General features: G+C 71.1%; 14 protein-coding genes and 1 pseudogene. 9 read left to right on the top strand and 6 right to left on the bottom strand.

Annotated features, from left to right (window positions below; genetic code table 11):
- The first annotated feature begins 8 nt into the window (after positions 1–8).
- Both FF096_RS02515 and galT read left to right on the top strand, forming a co-directional pair.
- On the top strand, positions 9–791 hold the full coding sequence (locus tag FF096_RS02515) for a DeoR/GlpR family DNA-binding transcription regulator (RefSeq protein WP_309222523.1): 783 nt from the start codon (positions 9–11) through the stop codon (positions 789–791).
- 2 nt (positions 792–793) lie between these two features.
- Entirely contained in the window at positions 794–1867 is a 1074-nt protein-coding gene (gene galT / locus FF096_RS02510) for a galactose-1-phosphate uridylyltransferase (RefSeq protein WP_155214630.1), read from the top strand.
- A 364-nt stretch (positions 1868–2231) separates the two neighbouring features.
- On the opposite strand, the gene FF096_RS02505 is transcribed toward galT, so the two are convergent.
- From FF096_RS02505 to FF096_RS02495, 3 genes are all read right to left on the bottom strand, one after another.
- On the bottom strand, positions 2232–3449 hold the full coding sequence (locus FF096_RS02505) for an NADP-dependent isocitrate dehydrogenase (protein WP_155214629.1): 1218 nt from the start codon (positions 3447–3449) through the stop codon (positions 2232–2234).
- 258 nt (positions 3450–3707) lie between these two features.
- Complete coding sequence (locus FF096_RS02500; protein WP_155214628.1) at positions 3708–4658, bottom strand: malate dehydrogenase; 951 nt, start codon at positions 4656–4658, stop codon at positions 3708–3710.
- A 168-nt stretch (positions 4659–4826) separates the two neighbouring features.
- Positions 4827–5687: a bifunctional methylenetetrahydrofolate dehydrogenase/methenyltetrahydrofolate cyclohydrolase gene (locus FF096_RS02495; protein ID WP_309222522.1), complete on the bottom strand. Its 861-nt coding sequence runs from the start codon at positions 5685–5687 to the stop codon at positions 4827–4829.
- A gap of 434 nt (positions 5688–6121) precedes the next feature.
- On the opposite strand from FF096_RS02495, the gene FF096_RS02490 reads away from it, so the two are divergent.
- The 6 genes from FF096_RS02490 (at position 6122) to FF096_RS02465 (ending at position 14304) form a co-directional block, all read left to right on the top strand.
- Complete coding sequence (locus tag FF096_RS02490) at positions 6122–7726, top strand: ABC transporter substrate-binding protein (RefSeq protein WP_155214626.1); 1605 nt, start codon at positions 6122–6124, stop codon at positions 7724–7726.
- A 76-nt stretch (positions 7727–7802) separates the two neighbouring features.
- A complete protein-coding gene (locus tag FF096_RS02485) occupies positions 7803–8741 on the top strand; it encodes an ABC transporter permease (protein ID WP_155214625.1) in 939 nt (312 codons plus the stop codon).
- Positions 8742–8759: 18 nt separating this feature from the next.
- The gene (locus FF096_RS02480; RefSeq protein ID WP_155214624.1) at positions 8760–9716 is read left to right on the top strand and encodes an ABC transporter permease; all 957 of its coding nucleotides are present in this window, start codon (positions 8760–8762) and stop codon (positions 9714–9716) included.
- Positions 9717–9782: 66 nt separating this feature from the next.
- Positions 9783–10820 (top strand): ABC transporter ATP-binding protein, encoded by a 1038-nt coding sequence (locus FF096_RS02475; protein ID WP_309222521.1) that lies wholly within the window; start codon positions 9783–9785, stop codon positions 10818–10820.
- Complete coding sequence (locus tag FF096_RS02470) at positions 10804–11832, top strand: ABC transporter ATP-binding protein (RefSeq protein ID WP_155214623.1); 1029 nt, start codon at positions 10804–10806, stop codon at positions 11830–11832. Before FF096_RS02475 ends, FF096_RS02470 begins: the two co-directional genes overlap by 17 nt.
- 102 nt (positions 11833–11934) lie before the next feature.
- Entirely contained in the window at positions 11935–14304 is a 2370-nt protein-coding gene (locus FF096_RS02465) for an EAL domain-containing protein (protein ID WP_309222520.1), read from the top strand.
- Between the two features lie 43 nt (positions 14305–14347).
- Here FF096_RS02465 and purH read toward each other — a convergent pair whose 3' ends face one another.
- Positions 14348–15919, bottom strand: a complete 1572-nt coding sequence (gene purH / locus FF096_RS02460) for a bifunctional phosphoribosylaminoimidazolecarboxamide formyltransferase/IMP cyclohydrolase (protein ID WP_309222591.1) — start codon at positions 15917–15919, stop codon at positions 14348–14350.
- A 3-nt stretch (positions 15920–15922) separates the two neighbouring features.
- Positions 15923–16534 (bottom strand): annotated as a pseudogene (purN, locus tag FF096_RS26495) (phosphoribosylglycinamide formyltransferase); the annotation flags it as partial.
- A 191-nt stretch (positions 16535–16725) separates the two neighbouring features.
- Between purN and FF096_RS02455 the strand changes: the two are divergent.
- Positions 16726–17400 carry a DUF4190 domain-containing protein gene (locus FF096_RS02455; RefSeq protein WP_155214620.1) on the top strand — a complete coding sequence of 225 codons (675 nt, stop codon included), beginning with the start codon at positions 16726–16728 and terminating at the stop codon, positions 17398–17400.
- Between the two features lie 210 nt (positions 17401–17610).
- On the opposite strand, the gene FF096_RS02450 is transcribed toward FF096_RS02455, so the two are convergent.
- Positions 17611–18903: a DUF6350 family protein gene (locus FF096_RS02450; RefSeq protein WP_155214619.1), complete on the bottom strand. Its 1293-nt coding sequence runs from the start codon at positions 18901–18903 to the stop codon at positions 17611–17613.
- Between the last annotated feature and the right edge of the window lie 119 nt (positions 18904–19022).

Raw genomic sequence — 19022 nt, 5'->3', positions numbered from 1 at the left:
GGGGTCGGGTGCTCGCGCAGCAGCGCCACGCGGCGATCCTCGACCGGGTCCGCGTGACCGGCGGGGTACGCGTCGGCGACCTGGCCGCCGAGTTCGGTGTCTCGGAGATGACCATCCGCCGCGACCTCGATCTGCTGCACGAGCGTGGCCTGGTCGCCAAAGTGCACGGCGGCGCGACCGTCGCCGGTGCCACCGACGAGCCGGGTTTCCGGGCGAAGTCGGTGCGCCAACAGGCCGAGAAGGCAGCGATCGCGGCGCACGCCGCGCGGCTGGTCCGGCCCGGGGCGGCGATCGCGCTCTCCGCCGGGACCACCACCGCCGAGCTGGCCCGGCAACTGGTCGACGTGCCGGCCCTGACCGTGGTGACCAACTCGCTGCCGGTGGCCGACATCCTGCACGAGCGGGGCCGCGCCGACCAGACGGTGGTGCTGACCGGCGGGGTACGCACCCGCTCCGCCGCCCTGGTCGGGCCGGTGGCCGTCGGCGCCGTCCGCACCCTGCACCTGGACCTGCTCTTCCTCGGCGTGCACGGGATCACCGAACGGACCGGTTTCACCACGCCGAACCTGACCGAGGCCGAGACGAACCGGGCGCTGGTCACGGCGGCGGACCGGCTGGTGGTGTTGGCCGACCACACCAAGTGGGGCACGGTCGGGATCTCGGCCATCACCGACCTGAGCACGGCCGACGTGCTGATCACCGACGACCGGTTGACACCGCAGGCGCGACAACTGCTCACCGACCGGGTCGGCGAGCTGATCGTCGTACCGGTGACCCGAGACGGGACATGACGATGAAGCGTACGGCGATCACCCTGGCCGACGGCCGCGAACTGATCTACTTCGACGAGCGCGACGACGCCGTCCGGGACCAGCCGGACCGACGCCGGTTGCCGTCTCCCCCGCCCGCCTCCCAACTGCGCTACGACCCGCTCACCGACGAGTGGGTGGCGTTGGCGGTGCATCGGCAGACCAGGACCTTCCTACCGCCGGCCGACCAGTGCCCGCTCTGTCCCTCGACGGAGGACCGGTTCAGCGAGATCCCGGCCCCGGAATACGCGGTCGCGGTCTTCGAGAACCGGTTCCCGGCGCTGAGCGAGCGGGTGGTCGCGGAGCCGGCGGCGATCACCCCGTTCACCCCGGCCCGACCGGGGCAGGGACGCTGCGAGGTGGTCTGCTTCACCGACGATCACGACGCCTCCTTCGCCGCGCTGCCACCGAGCCGGGTACGTACCGTGTTGGACGCGCTGGCCGACCGGACCACGGTGCTCAGCGGGCTGCCCGGTGTCGAGCAGGTGTTCTGCTTCGAGAACCGGGGCGTGGAGATCGGGGTGACGCTGCACCACCCGCACGGGCAGATCTACGCGTACCCGTTCGTCACGCCGCGCACCCGGTCGCTGCTGGGCGCGGCCCGTCGGCACGCCGAGCGCACCGGCGGCAACCTCTACGCCGACGTGCTCGCCGCCGAGCGGGCCAGCGGCGAGCGGGTGGTGGCGACCAACCAACACTGGACGGCGTACGTCCCGGCGGCGGCCCGGTGGCCGTTCGAGGTGCACGTCGCGCCGCATCGGGTGGTACCCGACATCCCGGCGTTGACCGACCCGGAACGCGACGCCTTCGGACCGCTCTACCTGGACCTGCTGCGCCGCTTCGACAGGTTGTTCGACTCGCCCATGCCCTACATCGCCGCCTGGCACCAGGCACCGGTACGCGTCGATCGCGAGCTGGGGTTCCTGCACCTGCAACTGTTCAGCGTCCGGCGGGCGGCGGACAAGCTGAAATACCTGGCCGGCTCGGAGTCGGCGATGGGGGTCTTCATCAACGACATCGCGCCGGAGCGGGCCGCCGAGCTGTTGCGCACGGCGTGACGCGGAGCCGCGCAAGCCGACCCCGGACAGCAGGGCGCGGGGGGCCCGGGACAGGGCCCCCCGCGGGGAAGGGACGGCTGGCTGTACTCGACAGCCGGGAAGGCTGGCTGCTGGGCACGCGCGCCGCGCGGTGGCGACGGTCAACCTTCCAGGACGGGACTGGCATCTCGTCCACCCAGGTCAACGAGGCGCGCCGGGCGAAGTGACGCCACCTGGCGCGTCCCGGCACGACACGCCGCTGGTTCGCGTACCGGAGACACCGAGCCCGCCGGCACTCGGCCGGCGGGCTCGGAGACCACGGCGCATCACACGCGGGCGACGGCTGGGCGGGTGGCCGTGAGGTGCCCGCCCGTGCCGGTCCGACTCAGGCGGCGAGGCGACGCGCCAGGTTCTCGTCGAGGGTGTTCATGAACTCGTCGGTGGTCTGCCACGGAGCGTCCCGCGAGATGAGCAGCGCGAGGTCCTTGGTCATCTGGCCGCTCTCGACGGTGTCGACGATGACCTGCTCCAGGGTGTTGGCGAACTCGGTGACCGCCGGGGTGCCGTCCAGCTTGCCCCGGTGGGCCAGGCCACGGGTCCAGGCGTAGATCGAGGCGATCGGGTTGGTCGAGGTCTTCTCGCCCTTCTGCCACTGCCGGTAGTGCCGGGTGACCGTGCCGTGTGCGGCCTCGGCCTCGACGGTGCGCCCGTCGGGCGAGAGCAGGACCGAGGTCATCAGGCCGAGCGAGCCGAAGCCCTGCGCCACGGTGTCGGACTGCACGTCACCGTCGTAGTTCTTGCAGGCCCAGACGTAGCCACCCTCCCACTTGAGCGCGGCGGCGACCATGTCGTCGATGAGCCGGTGCTCGTAGGTGAGGCCGGCGGCGTCGAACTCGGCCTTGAACTCGTTCTCGAACACCTCGGCGAAGATGTCCTTGAACCGGCCGTCGTACGCCTTGAGGATGGTGTTCTTGGTCGACATGTAGACCGGGTAGTTACGGTCCAGGCCGTAGCGGAACGAGGCCCGGGCGAAGTCCCGGATCGACTCGTCGAAGTTGTACATGCCCATCGCGATGCCGCCGCCGGGGAAGTTGGCGACCTCCATCTCGACCGGCTGCGAGCCGTCGGCGGGCGTGTAGGTGATGGTCACCGTGCCCGGGCCGGGGACCACGAAGTCGGTGGCCTTGTACTGGTCGCCGTGAGCGTGCCGGCCGATGATGATCGGCTTGGTCCAGCCGGGGACGAGTCGCGGCACGTTGGACATGATGATCGGCTCGCGGAAGACGACGCCGCCGAGGATGTTGCGGATGGTGCCGTTCGGCGACCGCCACATCTTCTTCAGGCCGAACTCCTCCACCCGCGCCTCGTCCGGGGTGATGGTGGCGCACTTGACGCCGACGCCGTGCTCCTTGATGGCATTGGCGGCGTCGATGGTGACCTGGTCGTCGGTCGCGTCGCGGTGCTGGATCGAGAGGTCGTAGTAGTGCAGGTCGACGTCGAGGTAGGGCAGGATCAGCTGCTCCCGGATCTGCTTCCAGATGATCCGGGTCATCTCGTCGCCGTCGAGCTCCACGACCGGGTTGTTTACCTTGATCTTCGCCATCGGCCGGCGCTCCTCTCAGGGGACATGCTCAAGCAGTACGAGCGTACTGGATCGGCTCGGACAAGGAACGCCGCGCCCACCGGTCGGCCCGTACCGGCAGGCCGGAGGCACCGCCACGGGTGGGCCGGCGAAGCAATACCCCACCGGGGCCGACGCACACCAGCGGGAGGCGGTCAGCGGCGCGGACCGTGCCCCGGCCGGGCGCAACGCCGAGCGCCCCACGACCGCGAGTCGTGGGGCGCTCGGCAGGGAGTGGAATCACATGTTGGCGACGTCGGCCTGCTTGGCGCGGACGGCCTCGGCGGCCTCCTTGAGCGCGGCCAGCTCGTCGGCGTCGAGGTCGGTCTCCACCACGCGCTTGACGCCCTGGGCGCCGATCTCGGCCTCCACGCCGAGGTAGACCCCGGAGATGCCGTACTCGCCGTCGACCCAGGCGCAGACCGGCATGACCTCGCCGGAATCCTCCGCGACGGCCTTCGCCATCCGGGCCGCCGCCGCCGACGGGGCGTAGTACGCCGACCCCGTCTTCAGCAGCGCCACCACCTCGGCGCCACCGTTGCGGGTACGCACGACCAGGTCCTCGATCTGCTCGGCCGGCATGACCTCGCGCAGCGGCTTGCCGTCGACCGTGCTCTTGGACGGCACCGGAACCATGGTGTCGCCGTGCGAGCCGAGGGTCAGGGTGCGTACCGACTTCACCGGTACGTCCAGCGCCTCCGCCACGAAGTTGGTGAACCGGGCGGTGTCCAGCATGCCGGCCTGGCCGAGCACCCGGTTACGCGGGAACTGGGTCGCGATCTGGGCCAGCGCGGTCATCTCGTCGAGCGGGTTGGAGACCACGATGACGACGGCGTTCGGGGCGTACTTGGCCACGTTCTCGGCGACCTGACGCACGATCTTGGCGTTGGTCTCCAGCAGGTCCATCCGGCTCATCCCGGGCTTGCGCGGCAGACCGGCGGTGATGACCACCACGTCCGAGCCCTCGATGCTCTCGTAGCCCTCACCGTTCGGACCGGTCGTGACGCCGACGACCTTGGTCTCGAAGCCCTCCACAGCACGCGACTGGTTGAGGTCGAGGGCGATGCCTGCGGGCTTGCCCTCGATGATGTCGGTGATCACGACGGTGTCGAAGACGTCGTACTCGGCCAGGCGCTGCGCGGTGGTGGAGCCGTAGAAGCCGGCCCCGACGACAGTGACCTTCTTACCCATGGTCGTCCCACTCCCTGATACCAGTCGGTTTTCCGGACCGTATCAGCCATCCTGGCACCGAGCGGGCCAGGGGCGGACGGTTATGAGCACTCCGGGGTTTTCGTACCCGGGACGGAGGATGCTCTTGACCGGGTTCGGCGGTACGCGCGTGACCGGCCCGTGGCGCGCTCAGCCGCGTTCGGCCCGCTCCACCACGTTGGTGAGCAGCATGGCGCGGGTCATCGGCCCGACCCCGCCCGGCATCGGCACCAGCTTGCCGGCCACCTCGGCGACCTGCGGATCCACGTCGCCGGTGTAGCGGCCCTTGCCGTCCGGGCCGATCACCCGGGTGATGCCCACGTCGACCACGACGGCACCGGGCTCGACCATGTCCGTGGTGAGCAGGCCGGGCACTCCGGCCGCCACGATGACGATGTCCGCGGCCCGGGTGTGCGCGGCCAGGTCGAGGGTGCCGGTGTGGCAGAGGGTGACGGTGGCGTTCTCGCTGCGCCGCGTCAGCAGGAGCCCCAGCGGTCGGCCTACCGTGTTGCCCCGGCCCACCACCACCACGTTGGCGCCCCGCAGCGGCACGTCGTGCCGGCGGAGCAGCTCCACGATGCCGCGCGGGGTGCACGGCAGGGGCCCGTCGTAGCCGAGCACCAGCCGACCCAGGTTGACCGGGTGCAGGCCGTCGGCGTCCTTGTCCGGGTCGATCAGTTCCAGCACCCGCTGGGTGTCCAGGTGCGCCGGCAACGGCAGTTGGACGATGTAGCCGTGGCAGGCCGGGTCCGCGTTCAGCTCGGCGAGGACCCGGTCGACCTGCTCCTGGCTGGCGTCGGCCGGCAACTCCCGGCGGATCGAGGCGATGCCGACCTCGGCGCAGTCCCGGTGCTTGCCGTTGACGTACGCCTGGGAGCCGGGATCGGACCCGACCAGCACCGTGCCGAGCCCCGGCACGGTGCCCCGTTCCGCCAGCGCCTTGACCCGCGCCCGCAGCTCGTCCTTGATCTCGGCCGCGGTCGCCTTGCCATCCAGAAGCGTCGCCGTCACGAGCAGATCGTCTCACGCCCGTCGCCGTCGGCTCCCCCGACCTCGCCAGCCTCGGTCATCCCAGCCGGTCAGATTACTTTGCGTGAGGTGTTCTTTGTCACTTAGCGTGACGATTTGTGGAGTGCCGCACAGTGACACCGGACAGCCAGGCACGAACGATCGCATTACGGCGATCACGACAGCCTGGTGACCAGGCGACCGGAGTTCGCCGCCGACACCCAAAGTCGCTAACATCTCCGCACGTCATAGTGGTGTTACGGCCGCTTCTCGTAGCACGCGCACACCAGCCCGACAAGGCGGGGGTGGCGTTCTGTTACCCCTTCGCAACCGCTACGTTGCCGAGTCGCGGCACACGACCTACCGTTGCCGATCGTTGCGCAGCGTCACCCAATGCCGGGCCCGACTGCGCAGCGTAATGGAGATGAGGAGGCTAGATGCGTGTTCGTAGGCTCGCTGCCTGGACCGCCCTCCCGCTCGCGGTGACCCTGGGCCTGGTGGCCTGCGGCTCGGGCGGCGACGGTGGATCCGGCGAGAGCGACCCCAACGCGGCCGTGCGGATCGAGATCGCCGAGCCGCAGCACCTGGTGCCGACCAACACCAACGAGACGAGCGGCTCCCAGGTGCTCGCCGCCCTGTTCAGCCCGCTGGTGGACTACGACGAGGCCCACAAGCCGTACGAGGTGGCGGCCGAGTCGATCACGTCCGAGGACAACACCACCTGGACGATCAAGCTCAAGGACGGCTACACCTTCCACAACGGCGAGGCGGTCACCGCCGAGAACTACATCGACGCGTGGAACTACGGCGCGTACGCGCCGAACGGCCAGAACTCCAGCTACTTCTTCGAGAAGATCGCCGGCTACGACGACCTCCAGGGCGACAGCCCGAAGGCCAAGACGCTCAGCGGGCTGAAGAAGGTCGACGACCTGACCTTCACCGTCACGCTGTCGCAGCCGTACAGCGAGTTCAAGGCGATGCTCGGCTACACCGCCTTCTACCCGCTGCCCAAGGCCGCCTTCTCCGCACCCGGCGAGCTGGCCGAGGGCTACGAGCAGGCGCCGATCGGCCAGGGCCCGTTCAAGATGAAGGGCACCTGGCAGCACGACGCCAAGGTCGAGGTCGAGCGGTACGACGCCTTCCCCGGCGAGCAGCCGAAGGTGGCCGGCGTCGAGTTCCGGATCTACCAGCAGCTGACCGCCGCGTACGCGGACGTGCTGTCGGACAACCTCGACGTGATCAAGACCATTCCGACGGAGAACCTCTCCACCGCCGGCACCGACCTGGGCGACCGGTTCCAGCAGAGCCCGGCGTCGTCGCTGCACTTCCTGGCGTTCCCCACCTTCCAGGAGGAGTTCAGCAACCCGGACGTGCGTAAGGCCATCTCGATGGCGATCGACCGCGAGGAGATCACTCGGTCGATCTTCAAGGACTCGCAGCAGCCGGCCCGCTCGTTCGTCTCCCCTGCCGTCGCCGGCTACCGGGAGAACACCGTCGGCGCCTCGGGCGAGTTCGACCCGGCCAAGGCCAAGACGCTCTACCAGGCCGCAGGCGGCCCGTCGAAGATCACCCTGTCCTACAACGGCGACGGTGGCCACAAGGACTGGATCGACGCCACCTGCAACCAGCTCAAGGCCAACCTGGGCGTGGACTGCGTCGGCACCGCCGAGCCCAAGTTCGCCGACCTGCTGACGAAGGTCAAGGCCAAGCAGCCGGTGGGTCTGTTCCGGATGGGCTGGGTCATGGACTACCCGTCCATGGAGAACTACCTGGGCCCGCTGTACAGCACCAACGGCTCGTCGAACTACTACGGCTACAGCAACCCGGACTTCGACCGCCTGCTCGCCGAGGGCGCCAGCGCCCCCGACGAGGAAGCCGCGATCAAGAAGTACCAGGAGGCCGAGGACATGCTGGCCGAGGACCTGCCGGTCGTGCCGCTGCGGTTCGGCCAGAACAACTTCGGTCACTCGACCAAGGTCAAGAACGTCGAGATGGACCTCTTCGACCGGATCGACCTGATCAAGATCGAAGCCATCAAGTAACAACTCACGCGAGCGGGTCGGGTCAAGGTGACCCGACCCGCCACGCGGTTCGCACCTTTTCAGAGAGACTGCCGGTATGTTCCGCTTCATCGTGCGGCGTCTGCTCCAGATGGTCCTGGCGTTCTTCGGGACCACGCTGATCGTCTACGCACTGATGTTCGCCGGGCAGGGTGACCCGATCCAGGCCCTCGCCGGTGAACGCCCGGTCACCGCCGCACAGCGGGCCTACCTCACGGAGAAGTACCACCTCGACGCCACCGGGGTCGGTGGCTTCTTCTACCGGTACTTCGACTACATCTCGAACCTGCTCCGCGGCGACCTGGGCGAGTCGCTCACCGGGCGGTCGATCGGCGACATCCTCGCCGCCGCCTGGCCCGTCACCATCAAGCTGGCCCTGATCGCCATCGCGGTCGCGGTCGTCTTCGGCGTCACCGCGGGCGTGCTCGCCGGCATCCGGCGGGCCAGCATCTTCGACAACGCCACCCTGCTGCTCACCCTGCTGGTGCTCGGTATCCCCACCATCGTGCTCGCCCCGCTCGCGCAGTACTTCCTGGGCGTCAAGTGGCAACTCTTCCCACCCACCGCCGGTGCCGACCCGGACTTCTTCGCACTGCTGCTACCGGGCATCGTGCTCGGGTCGCTCTCGCTAGCCACCGCACTGCGGCTGACCCGTACCTCGGTGGCCGAGAACCTGCGCGCCGACTACGTACGCACCGCGCGGTCGAAGGGCCTGCCGAATCGGCGAGTGGTCAGCGTGCACGTGCTGCGCAACTCGCTCATCCCGGTGATCACGTTCCTCGGGGTCGAGGTGGGCAACCTGATGAGCGGCGCGATCATCACCGAAGGGGTGTTCAACATCCCCGGCGTCGGCTTCAACCTCTTCCGGGGCATCCGCACCGAGGACGGCCCACTGGTGGTGGGCATCGTCAGCGTGCTCGTCGTGGTCTACCTGGTCTCCAACCTGGTGGTGGACATCCTGTACGCCGTGCTGGACCCGAGGATCCGCTATGAGTGAGCGCAGCGAGGTGCGGTCATGAGTGACTTCGAGACGGTGGCGGCGTCGGAGAACCAGGCCGCCCGGCGCGGCCCCGCCGGGGAACCGGGTGCGCCGAACCAGGTGGGTCGGCCCGGCAAGCCGCGCAGTCTGGCCGGCGACGCCTGGCGCGACCTGCGCCGCAAGCCGATCTTCTGGATCAGCCTGGTCCTGGTGCTCCTGGTCACCGCGATGGCCGCCGTGCCGGGCCTGTTCACCAGCAACGACCCCAGCGACTGCGTACTGTCCCGACAACACGCCGCGCCCTCCGGCGGTGCCATCTTCGGCTACGACTTCCAGGGCTGCGACACGTACGCCCGAGCGGTCTACGGCGCTCGCGCGTCGCTGCTGGTCGGCGCGCTCTCGGCCCTGTTCACCGGCCTGATCGCGCTGCTCGTGGGAATGCTCGCCGGATTCTTCGGCGGCTGGGTCGACGCGGTGCTCTCCCGGGTGATCGACATCGTCCTCGGCATCCCCCTGCTGCTGGCCGCGATCGTCCTGCTCAAGCGGGTCGGCAGCGACAGCTCCACGGTCCGCGTCGCCGCGGTCATCTTCGTGCTGGCGGTGCTCGGCTGGACCACCGCCGCCCGGGTGGTCCGCTCCTCGGTGATCACCGCCCGGGAGCAGGACTACGTGGCCGCGGCGCGGATGCTCGGGGCCGGTAACGGCCGCATCATGTGGCGGCACATCCTGCCGAACGCGCTCGCCCCGGCCATCGTGGTGCTGACCATCGCGCTCGGCTCGTTCATCGCCGCCGAGGCGACGCTGTCGTTCCTCGGCATCGGGCTGCGGGAGCCGACCATCTCCTGGGGCATCGAAATCAACAACGGTCGGGTGCACATGCGGGAGTCGGCGACCCCACTGGTGGTCCCGTCGACCTTCCTGGCCCTGACCGTACTGGCCTTCATCATGCTCGGCGACGCGATCCGCGACGCCTTCGACCCGAAGCTCAGGTGAGGCGGTCGTGCGAGCGCGAGGAGTGAGCGCAGCGAGCCCCGCCGCCGCGAGCGAAAGGCAGGCACCGTGAGTCAGAACGCCGTCCGGCCGACGCCGGCCTCGCCCACCCCACCCGGCGGACACCTGCTGGAGGTACGCGACCTGCACGTCGAGTTCCGCACCGGCGAGGGTGTGGCCAAGGTGATCAACGGGGTCAGCTATCACCTGGACCCGGGTGAGACGCTGGCCGTGCTGGGCGAGTCCGGGTCCGGCAAGTCGGTCACCGCCCAGGCCATCGTGGGCATCCTGGACACCCCGCCGGCACACGTCAGCTCCGGCGAGATCCGCTACCAGGGCCAGGACCTGTTGCGTCTACCGGAGGCGCAACGCCGGCAGATCCGGGGCAGGGAGATCGCGATGATCTTCCAGGACGCCCTCTCCGCGTTGAATCCGGTCTTCCCGGTCGGCTGGCAGATCGGTGAGACGCTGCGCCAGCGCCTCGGCATGTCCCGCGCGGACGCCCGTCGTCGCTCGGTGGAGCTGATGGACCTGGTGCAGATCCCGGCGGCGGCCAAGCGGCTCGGCGACTACCCGCACCAGTTCTCCGGCGGTATGCGGCAGCGGGTGATGATCGCGATGGCCCTGGCGATGGAGCCGAAGGTGCTCATCGCCGACGAGCCCACCACCGCGCTGGACGTCACCGTGCAGGCACAGATCATGGACCTCCTCGCCGACCTGCGGCGGGACCTGGACATGGCGATGATCCTGATCACCCACGACCTCGGCGTGGTCGCCGACGTCGCGGACCGGATCGCGGTCATGTACGCGGGCCGGATCGTCGAGCACGCCGACGTCCGGTCGCTGTACCGGGCGCCGGCCCACCCGTACACCAAGGGGTTGCTGGAATCGATTCCGCGCCTGGACCAGCGGGGCGGGAAGCTGTCCACCATCCGAGGGCTCCCACCCAACCTGATGCGCATCCCCAGCGGCTGCCCCTTCCACCCCCGGTGCCCGTACGTGCAGCAGGTCTGCGTGGATGTCGTGCCGCACGACCTGGTCCTCGGCGACGGCCGGACCAGCGCGTGCCATTTCGCCCAGGAGGTACGTGATGACCGCGCCGGCTAGCCCCACCACGGTGCGCGGCGAGACCCTCCTCGACGTCAACCACGTGGTCAAGCACTTTCCGATCACGCAGGGTGTGCTGTTCAAGAAGAAGGTCGGTGCGGTCAAGGCCGTCGACGGGGTGAGCTTCCAGCTCCGCCGGGGCGAGACGCTGGGCATCGTCGGCGAGTCGGGTTGCGGCAAGTCCACCCTGGCCCGGCTGCTGATGCGGCTGGAGCAGCCCACCGCCGGCCGCGCCAGGCTGGCCGGCCGGGACCTGTTCGCCGCCTCCGGCGGCGAGCTGCGCCGCATCCGGCGCAACATGCAGATGGTCATGCAGGACCCGTACACCTCGCTGAACCCACGGATGACCGTCGGCGACATCATCGGCGAACCGTTCGACATCCATCCGGAGGCGGCCCCGAAGGGCAGCCGCCAGCGCCGCGTGCAGGAACTGCTCGACGTGGTCGGGTTGAACCCGGAGCACATCAACCGCTATCCGCACCAGTTCTCCGGCGGCCAGCGGCAGCGCATCGGCATCGCCCGGGCGTTGGCGCTGCGGCCCGAGGTGATCGTCTGCGACGAGCCGGTCTCCGCGCTGGACGTCTCCATCCAGGCGCAGGTGATCAACCTGCTGGAGGAGCTGCAGGACGAACTGGGCCTGTCCTACATCTTCATCGCGCACGACCTGTCGGTGGTGCGGCACATCTCCGACCGGATCGCGGTGATGTACCTGGGCCGGATCGTGGAGATCGGCACCGAGGAGGAGATCTACGAGCGGGCCACCCACCCGTACACCCAGGCGCTGCTCTCCGCGGCGCCGGTGCCGGACCCGGATGCCCGGGAGCACCGCAGCATCATCCGGCTGCGCGGTGACGTGCCCAGCCCGGCCGACCCGCCCAGCGGCTGCCACTTCCGGACCCGCTGTTGGAAGGCTCAGGAGATCTGCGCCGTCCAGGACCCGCAGACGGTGCTGCGCGCCGCCGACCCCCACCCGTCTGCCTGCCACTTCGCCGAGCTACGCCCGGGGCCGTGAGGGCGACCTCGCTCCGTAGTGGACACCGCTGTGTCGATCCTTTGTGGAAGACGCAACCGATGACCGATGTCGTGACCCTCCGCAGTCACTATGGTCAGTGCCGTGACGCAGCTGGCGCTTCGGCGAACGACGGACCCCACCACCGGGGTCGCCGCGAGGAACAGCCGGATCATGGGGCGGTTCGTGCAGGCCACCGTCGTGGTCGTCGCCCTCGGCACCGTCTGGTGCGTCGCGAACTTCACCGTCGGCGCCGGCACCGAGGCGCTCGCGTACGTCTTCGTTCCCGGCGGCTCGGTCCTCGCCGCCGGGTCCGTCGTACACCTGCTCCGCTGCGCCGAACTCGACCCGGTCAGCCGCCGCTTCTGGCGCGCGCTCCTCGTGGCGGCGGTCTTCATCACGATCGGGTACGCCTGGCTGGCGCTGGACATGCTGACGCACGCCGCCGAGGCCCGCACCCGAAGCATGCCGTTACCGGCGGCGGCCTCCGTCGCGATCGGATTCGTCATCGCCATCTGGGCGGTCGGCCGGGTGCCCGTCGTCGAGGCCGGCGGTGTCGAGCGGTGGCGCATCCTGCTCGATCGCATGATCGCGTTCCTCGGTTGCACGGCCTTGCTCTGCTACATCGGGCTGGCCCCGATGCTGTCCGCCGACGAGCCGTGGAGCACGCAGGCGATGGCGCTGGTCGGGCTCGCGTTCCTGGTCGCGGTCGGCGCCGCCACCAAGGTGTCCTTCGTCACCGGTGGCCCGGTGGACCGCGTCGCCCTGCGATTCGTCGCGGCGAGCGGTGGCGTCACCGCCGGGATCGTCGCCGTGCTCGCGGTCCGGTACGGGTACGTCGCGGGCATCCCCGCCCAGGCGATCGTGATGCCGCTGACCCCGGTGTTCTTCACCCTCGGCGTCGCGGCGCAGTGGCGGGCCGAACTCGGCGTCCGGCGCGATCAGTCCCGCAACGGGATGCTCCTGCCGTACCTGGCCGTGGTGGCGGTCGACGTGCCACTGCTCGCGCTCGCCTTCGGCGCCCCGCTGACCTGGCCGGTCCGGGTGGTCCTGGTCACCGCCGTGGTGGTGACCGCGCTGGTCAGCGCCCGACAGTTCATCGCGTACCGGGAGAACGCCCGGCTGCTGCACAACACCCGCGTCCAGGAGGAGCGCCTCCAGTACGAGGTCAGCCACGACGGCCTCACCGGGCTGGCGAACCGGGTGCTCTTCCGGGACCGGCTCGCCGCCGCGCTCGCCGCGACCACACCCGCGTCGGTGCTCCTGGTCGACCTGGACGATTTCAAGACCGTCAACGACCTGCTCGGGCACGGCGTCGGCGACCGGCTGCTCGTCTCCGTCGCCGAGCTGCTGCGCGCCGAGGTCGGCGACGACGGTCTGCCGGTACGGGTCGCCGGTGACGAGTTCGCCGTCCTGCTCACCGGCGCGGACGCCGACCCCGAGGAGCTGGCCGGTCGGCTGCTCACCGCGCTCGACCAGCCGATCAGCCAGCACCGCCTGCTGGTGCAGGCCAGCATCGGCATCGCCGACGCCACGCCGGGAGCCACCGTCGACTCGGTGCTGCGGGACGCCGACATCGCCATGTACACGGCGAAGCAGCGGGGAAAGGCGAGCTTCGTCCGCTACGTGGACGGCATGGGCGAGCCGGTGCTGCGGCACATGCAGCTCGGCGGCGAGCTGCGCCGGGCCCTGGACCACAACGAGCTGCGGGTCGTCTACCAACCGATCCTGCGGCTCGACGACTACCGGTTGGTCGGGGTCGAGGCGCTGGTCCGCTGGCACCACCCGAGCCGTGGCGTGGTCAGCCCGGCCGAGTTCATCCCGGCCGCCGAGCGAACCGGCCTGATCGTGCCGCTGGGCCGCTTCGTGCTGCGCGAGACGTGCCGCCAGGCGGTGGCGTGGTCACTGGAGTTCGGGCCGGACGCGCTTCAGGAGGCGGGGCTGAACGTCTCCGCGCGGCAACTGCACGACCCCGACTTCGTCTCCGACGTGGCGGCTGCGCTCGCCGACAGCGGGCTGCCCTGCGAACAGCTGGTGCTGGAGGTGACCGAGTCGGCGGTACTGCGCGGTCAGCAGGTCTCCCGGACCCTCTTCGAACTCGACCGGATGGGGATCCGCCTCTCGCTGGACGATTTCGGCACCGGCGAGTCGTCACTGAGCCTGCTGCGGGCCTTCCCCGCCGCGATCGTGAAGCTCGACAAGTCCTTCGTCGACGGGATCGAGATCGACGACGGCCAGCCGTCGGCGGTCGACGCCCGACAGGCGGTGGCCCGGGCGGTGATCCAGCTCGCCCACGCGCTCGGGTTGGAGACCGTCGCCGAGGGGGTCGAGAGCGCCGAGCAGGTCGCCGTACTCCGCGAACTCGGCTACACCCGGGGGCAGGGCTACTACCTGGGCCGACCGATGACCGCCGACGGCATCTCCGGCCTGCTGGCGCGACAGCGGACCGTGGCGACCCTCCAACCGCCCGCCTGACCGGGTGGCCGGCGGCGACGACGGGCGTCGCCGCCAGCCGTGCCTAGTGGAAGAAGTGGCGGGTGCCGGTGAAGTACATCGTGACGTCCGCCCGCTTGCAGGCGTCGATCACCTCTTCGTCGCGGATCGAGCCACCGGGCTGCACGATCGCCCGGATGCCGGCGTCGATGAGGATCTGCGGCCCGTCGGCGAACGGGAAGAACGCGTCCGAGGCGGCCACCGCGCCACGTGCCCGGTCGGCACCGGCCCGGCTGACCGCGAGACGGGCCGAGTCCACCCGGTTGACCTGACCCATGCCGACGCCGACCGTCGCACCGTCACGGGCCAGCAGGATGGCGTTGCTCTTCACCGCGCGTACCGCCCGCCAGGCGAAGGCCAGGTCGGCCAGGGTGGCCTCGTCGGCCGCCTCGCCGGTGGCCAGCCGCCAGGTGGCCGGGTCGTCGCCCTCGGCGTCGATCGCGTCGCGTTGCTGCACCAGGACGCCGCCGGTGACCTGTCGCCACTCGGCCGGACGCGGTCGGAACTCCGGCGCGCGCAGCAGCCGGATGTTCTTCTTGGCCTGGAGCGCCTCGGCCGCGCCCGGCTCGTAGCCGGGCGCCACCACGACCTCGGTGAAGATCTCGGCGATCTGCCCGGCCAGCTCGACCGAGACCGGCCGGTTGACGGCGATGACCCCGCCGAAAGCGGAGACCGGGTCGCAGGCGTGCGCCTTGCGGTGCGCCTGCGCCACGTCCGCGCCGACCGCGATGCCGCACGGGTTGGCGTGCTTGATGATGGCCACCGCAGGCTGGTCGGCGAAGTCGTTCGCGGCCCGCCAGGCGGCGTCCGCGTCGACGTAGTTGTTGTAGGACATCTCCTTGCCGTGCAGCTGCTCGGCCTGGGCCAGCCCGACCGGCCCGGCCGGGTCGGTGTAGAGCGCGGCGGCCTGGTGCGGGTTCTCGCCATAGCGCAGCACCGACTGCCGCCGCAACGCCGACCCGGCGAAGTGCGGCCAGCCGTCGGCGGACGGGGCGACCGTCTCGGCGAACCACTCGGCGACCGCCACGTCGTACTCGGCGATGGCGGCGAAGGCGCGGGCGGCCAGCGTCCGACGCTGCGCCAGCGTGAAGCCACCGCCGTCGAGGGCGGCCAGCAGCATCGGGTACGCGTCGGGGTCGGTCACCACGGCCACCGAGGCGTGGTTCTTGGCAGCCGCCCGGACCATCGCCGGACCACCGATGTCGATCTGCTCGACGCACTCGTCCTGACCGGCACCGGAGGCGACCGTGTCCTGGAAGGGGTACAGGTTGGACACCAGCAGGTCGATGCCGCCGATGCCGTGCTCGTCGAGCTGTGCGGTGTGCGTGTCCTTGCGCAGGTCGGCGAGGAGCCCGCCGTGGATGGCCGGGTGCAGGGTCTTCACCCGCCCGTCGAGGATCTCCGGGAAACCGGTCACCTGCTCCACCGGGGTCACCGGCACCCCGGCCGAGGCGATCGTCGACGCGGTGCTGCCGGTGGAGACGATCTCCACACCGGCGGCGTGCAGCGCCTTGGCCAGATCGGCCAGGCCGGTCTTGTCGTAGACGCTTACCAGTGCCCGCCGGATCGGGCGGCGCCCGTCCTCGATGGGGTTCACTCCGACCCTGACCTTTCTTCCGGTGATCGTCCAACCTTCGCGGACCAGCCGGCCCACCTGCTCGACGAGCTGGCGCCGTTCCGCTTCCTTGATGCGTTCGGTCAGCGTGTCGACGTCGTCGTCCTCGCGCACCGGCACCGCCGCCTGCGCGACGATCGGGCCGGTGTCCATCCCGGCGTCGACGAAGAAGAGGGTCGCCCCGGTCACCTTGACCCCGTAGGCGAGGGCGTCACGCGGACCGTGGATGCCGGGGAAGGCCGGCAGCAGGGTGTTGTGCGTGTTGAGGTAGCGGTCGCCGAAGGCGGCGAGGAAACGCGGACCGACCAACTTCAGGAAACCGGCCGAGATCACCAGATCGGGTCGGTGCTCGGCGACCCGGGCGGTGAGCGCGGCGTCCCACTCCTCGCGGTCCGGGTAGTCCCTGACCCGCTCGACGAAGGTCGGTATCCCGGCGGCCACGGCACGGTCCAGGCCCGCGATCCCGTCGCGGTCCGCCCCGACCGCCACCACCTGTGCCCCGTACGCCGGGTCGGCGGTCGCGTCCAGCAGTGCCTGGAGGTTGCTTCCGGAGCCGGAGACAAGGACGACGATACGGGCGGCCTGGGTCACCGGCACACCTTATCCGGCCGCCGACCGGGGCCCATCCGCTGGGCGACACGGGATCGCACGGCAGCCGGGCTGGTCCGGACCGGGTACGCTGCCGGTCGCTTAGGACCGGCGCATGCCCGGCCCGCCGCCCGTCAGCGAACAACCGTGAGGAGCAGTCGTCATGCAGCCCCAACCCGTCAACGGATACTGAGCAGCGGATGCAGCCCGGTCAGCCCGCTCAGGACCCGTACGGCCAGCAGCCCAACGGGGACCCCACCGCACCGCCGCCGGCCAACCCGTACGCTCCGCCGCCGGCCAACCCGTACGCCGCGCCGGCCAACCCGTACGGCCAGCAGCCGCCCGCCGACCCCTACGGTCAGCAGCAGCCCCCCGCCGACCCGTACGGTCAGCAGCCCTCGGGACAGCCGGAGGCCCAGCCGCCGGCCTCACCCGCGCCCTACGACCCGTACGCGCCACCGGCCGGCCAGCCCTCGGGCACCGGTCAGCCCCCGGCGTACGGACAGCCGGCATACGGACAGCCGGCGTACGGACAGCCCTACACCGACCCGAACGCCCCCCAGCCGTACGGCGGCACGCCGATGTACCCGAACGCGGGCTTCGCCGGCCCGCAGGGGCAGCAGAACACCCTCGGCCTGGTGGCGATGATCCTCGGTATCGCCTCGATTCCGCTGGCCTGCTGCTACCTCGGCATTCCGCTGGGCCTGACCGCCCTCATCACCGGCTGGCTCGGTAAGCAGAAGGCCGACCAGGGGCTGGCCGGCAACTCCGGCCAGGCGCTCGCCGGTCTGATCTGCGGCGCGGTGGGTCTACTGCTGGGCGTGGTTCAGCTCGTGTTGGTGGCGCTGAACGTCAGTGGTTCGCTAACCCCCTGACCAGCGCCCGCCCGCTCCCAGGGGCGTCCCGGAGTATCCGGGACGCCCCTGGCGCGTCAGGTGCCGCCCTTCGTGGAACTGCCCGACCGGGCCTGCGCGGTGACGTCGAGTCGAGGCTGGTTCTCACCCGGCCACAGGCGAGGGCGGCCTGCCGGGGCGGCCTGCCGCAGCTGCGGGCCGCGCGGGACCGGTTGGCCGACCGGGTGCCGATCAGGCCGCGAGTCGGGCGAGCCACTGGGTGGCGGCGGCGCCGAGCAGCGCCCCACCACCGGTGACCAGCAGCGCCGCGAGCGCCACCTGCCAACCGACCGGACCGACCTCGGCCAGCCGGCCGCCGCCGAGCGGCCCACCGGACGCCGTCGCCGCCGCGCCCAGCAGGAGGCCGGCCACCGGTCCGGCGAGCGCCGCCGAGACGAGCAGCCGCCGCCACGACAGTCGGGCCCGCTCGGCCATGGCCAGTCGCAGCAACCGGCGCGCGAGCAGGCAGCCGATGGCCATCCCGACGAGGACGGGCAGGGCGAGGACCGCGACCGCGCCGAGCCCGTCGACCGGCCCGTCGGGCAGACCGGCGAACAACGGCAGGGCCGGCAGCGCGCCGACCGACACCTCGCTGGTGCGTACCGCCGTGTCGGTGCCGACCGCGAAGCCGGGGCCGAGCAGGTAGCTGGCCGACCACACACTGACGTTCGGCGCGTACGCGAGGCTGACCAGGGTGATACCGGCCTGCCCGGCGACACCGGTGCGGTAGGCGCCGATCAGGTCGGCCGCGTCGCCACCACCGGTCGCCACCGCCAACCCGGCCGCTGCGGCCCCTGCGGCGAGCAGCACCAGGGCGGCGACGGCACCGGCCCGCACCCCCTCGCGCAGCGGTATCGGTGCCTGGTCGGCGAAGACCTCCGCCACCCCTGTCGTACGGGCAGCGCCCACCCCGGCCGCGAGCATGCCGACGGCCACCAGCGTCAGCCCGGCGCGTACCGGCGACACGCTCGGCCCACCGGCTCCGACCAGCAGCGCGGCGAGCACCCCCAGCAGCCCGTACGCGACGCCGACGGCCGACGCGGCGGCGATCGTCCGCCCCGGTGATCGCCCGCCGCGCGCTCCGATCGCCCGGCTGACGTGTACGCCGGCCCGGGTGAGCCGCCACACCGCCAACGCGGTCACCGCGAGCGGTGCCAGGCCCAACGGGCCGGTGTCCGTGTTCAGAGGCACCCAGTGACCGAGAAGCCAACCGGCGGCTCCCGCCCGGATGGCGTCGAGCAGGGTGCCGGTGCCCTCGCTGAGCTGGAACAGCCACAACGCCAGCGCCACGGGCAGCCAGGCCGTGACGGCCGCCCCGCCGGCCGCGACCAACGCGGCCACCGCGAGCGGCGCGTGCGAGCGCCCCGGGGGCGCCGTACGCGCGGCGGGCACCCGGCGTGGCGGGCCGGCCCGGCCGGGTGGCCTGGCACCGGCTCCGCGGACGTCGGCTGCCCGGCGCGGCTGGTCAGGGGTGACAAAGGACATCGGCTCTACTCTGGCATGTCAGGCCGACGTCGGCTGCCCGACACCCGCCGGCAGCCGGCGCTGCGCCGGTGGGCCGAACCAGTTCGCCTGATCGGGCGTGGGCGGGCACCGGCTCCTCT

Origin of the sequence: Micromonospora sp. CP22 (assembly GCF_009712475.1) — a bacterium.
In the GTDB taxonomy this organism is placed as follows: domain Bacteria; phylum Actinomycetota; class Actinomycetes; order Mycobacteriales; family Micromonosporaceae; genus Micromonospora.
This window is presented reverse-complemented; position numbering and strand designations above follow the sequence as displayed.

What these genes read in the sequence shown, in the direction of transcription:
- galT (WP_155214630.1), top strand. Translation starts at nt 794, where the DNA reads ATGAAGCGTACGGCGATCACCCTGGCCGACGGCCGCGAACTGATCTAC.
- FF096_RS02505 (WP_155214629.1), bottom strand. Translation starts at nt 3,449, where the DNA reads ATGGCGAAGATCAAGGTAAACAACCCGGTCGTGGAGCTCGACGGCGAC.
- FF096_RS02500 (WP_155214628.1), bottom strand. Translation starts at nt 4,658, where the DNA reads ATGGGTAAGAAGGTCACTGTCGTCGGGGCCGGCTTCTACGGCTCCACC.
- FF096_RS02490 (WP_155214626.1), top strand. Translation starts at nt 6,122, where the DNA reads ATGCGTGTTCGTAGGCTCGCTGCCTGGACCGCCCTCCCGCTCGCGGTG.
- FF096_RS02485 (WP_155214625.1), top strand. Translation starts at nt 7,803, where the DNA reads ATGTTCCGCTTCATCGTGCGGCGTCTGCTCCAGATGGTCCTGGCGTTC.
- FF096_RS02480 (WP_155214624.1), top strand. Translation starts at nt 8,760, where the DNA reads ATGAGTGACTTCGAGACGGTGGCGGCGTCGGAGAACCAGGCCGCCCGG.
- FF096_RS02470 (WP_155214623.1), top strand. Translation starts at nt 10,804, where the DNA reads ATGACCGCGCCGGCTAGCCCCACCACGGTGCGCGGCGAGACCCTCCTC.
- FF096_RS02455 (WP_155214620.1), top strand. Translation starts at nt 16,726, where the DNA reads ATGCAGCCCGGTCAGCCCGCTCAGGACCCGTACGGCCAGCAGCCCAAC.
- FF096_RS02450 (WP_155214619.1), bottom strand. Translation starts at nt 18,903, where the DNA reads ATGTCCTTTGTCACCCCTGACCAGCCGCGCCGGGCAGCCGACGTCCGC.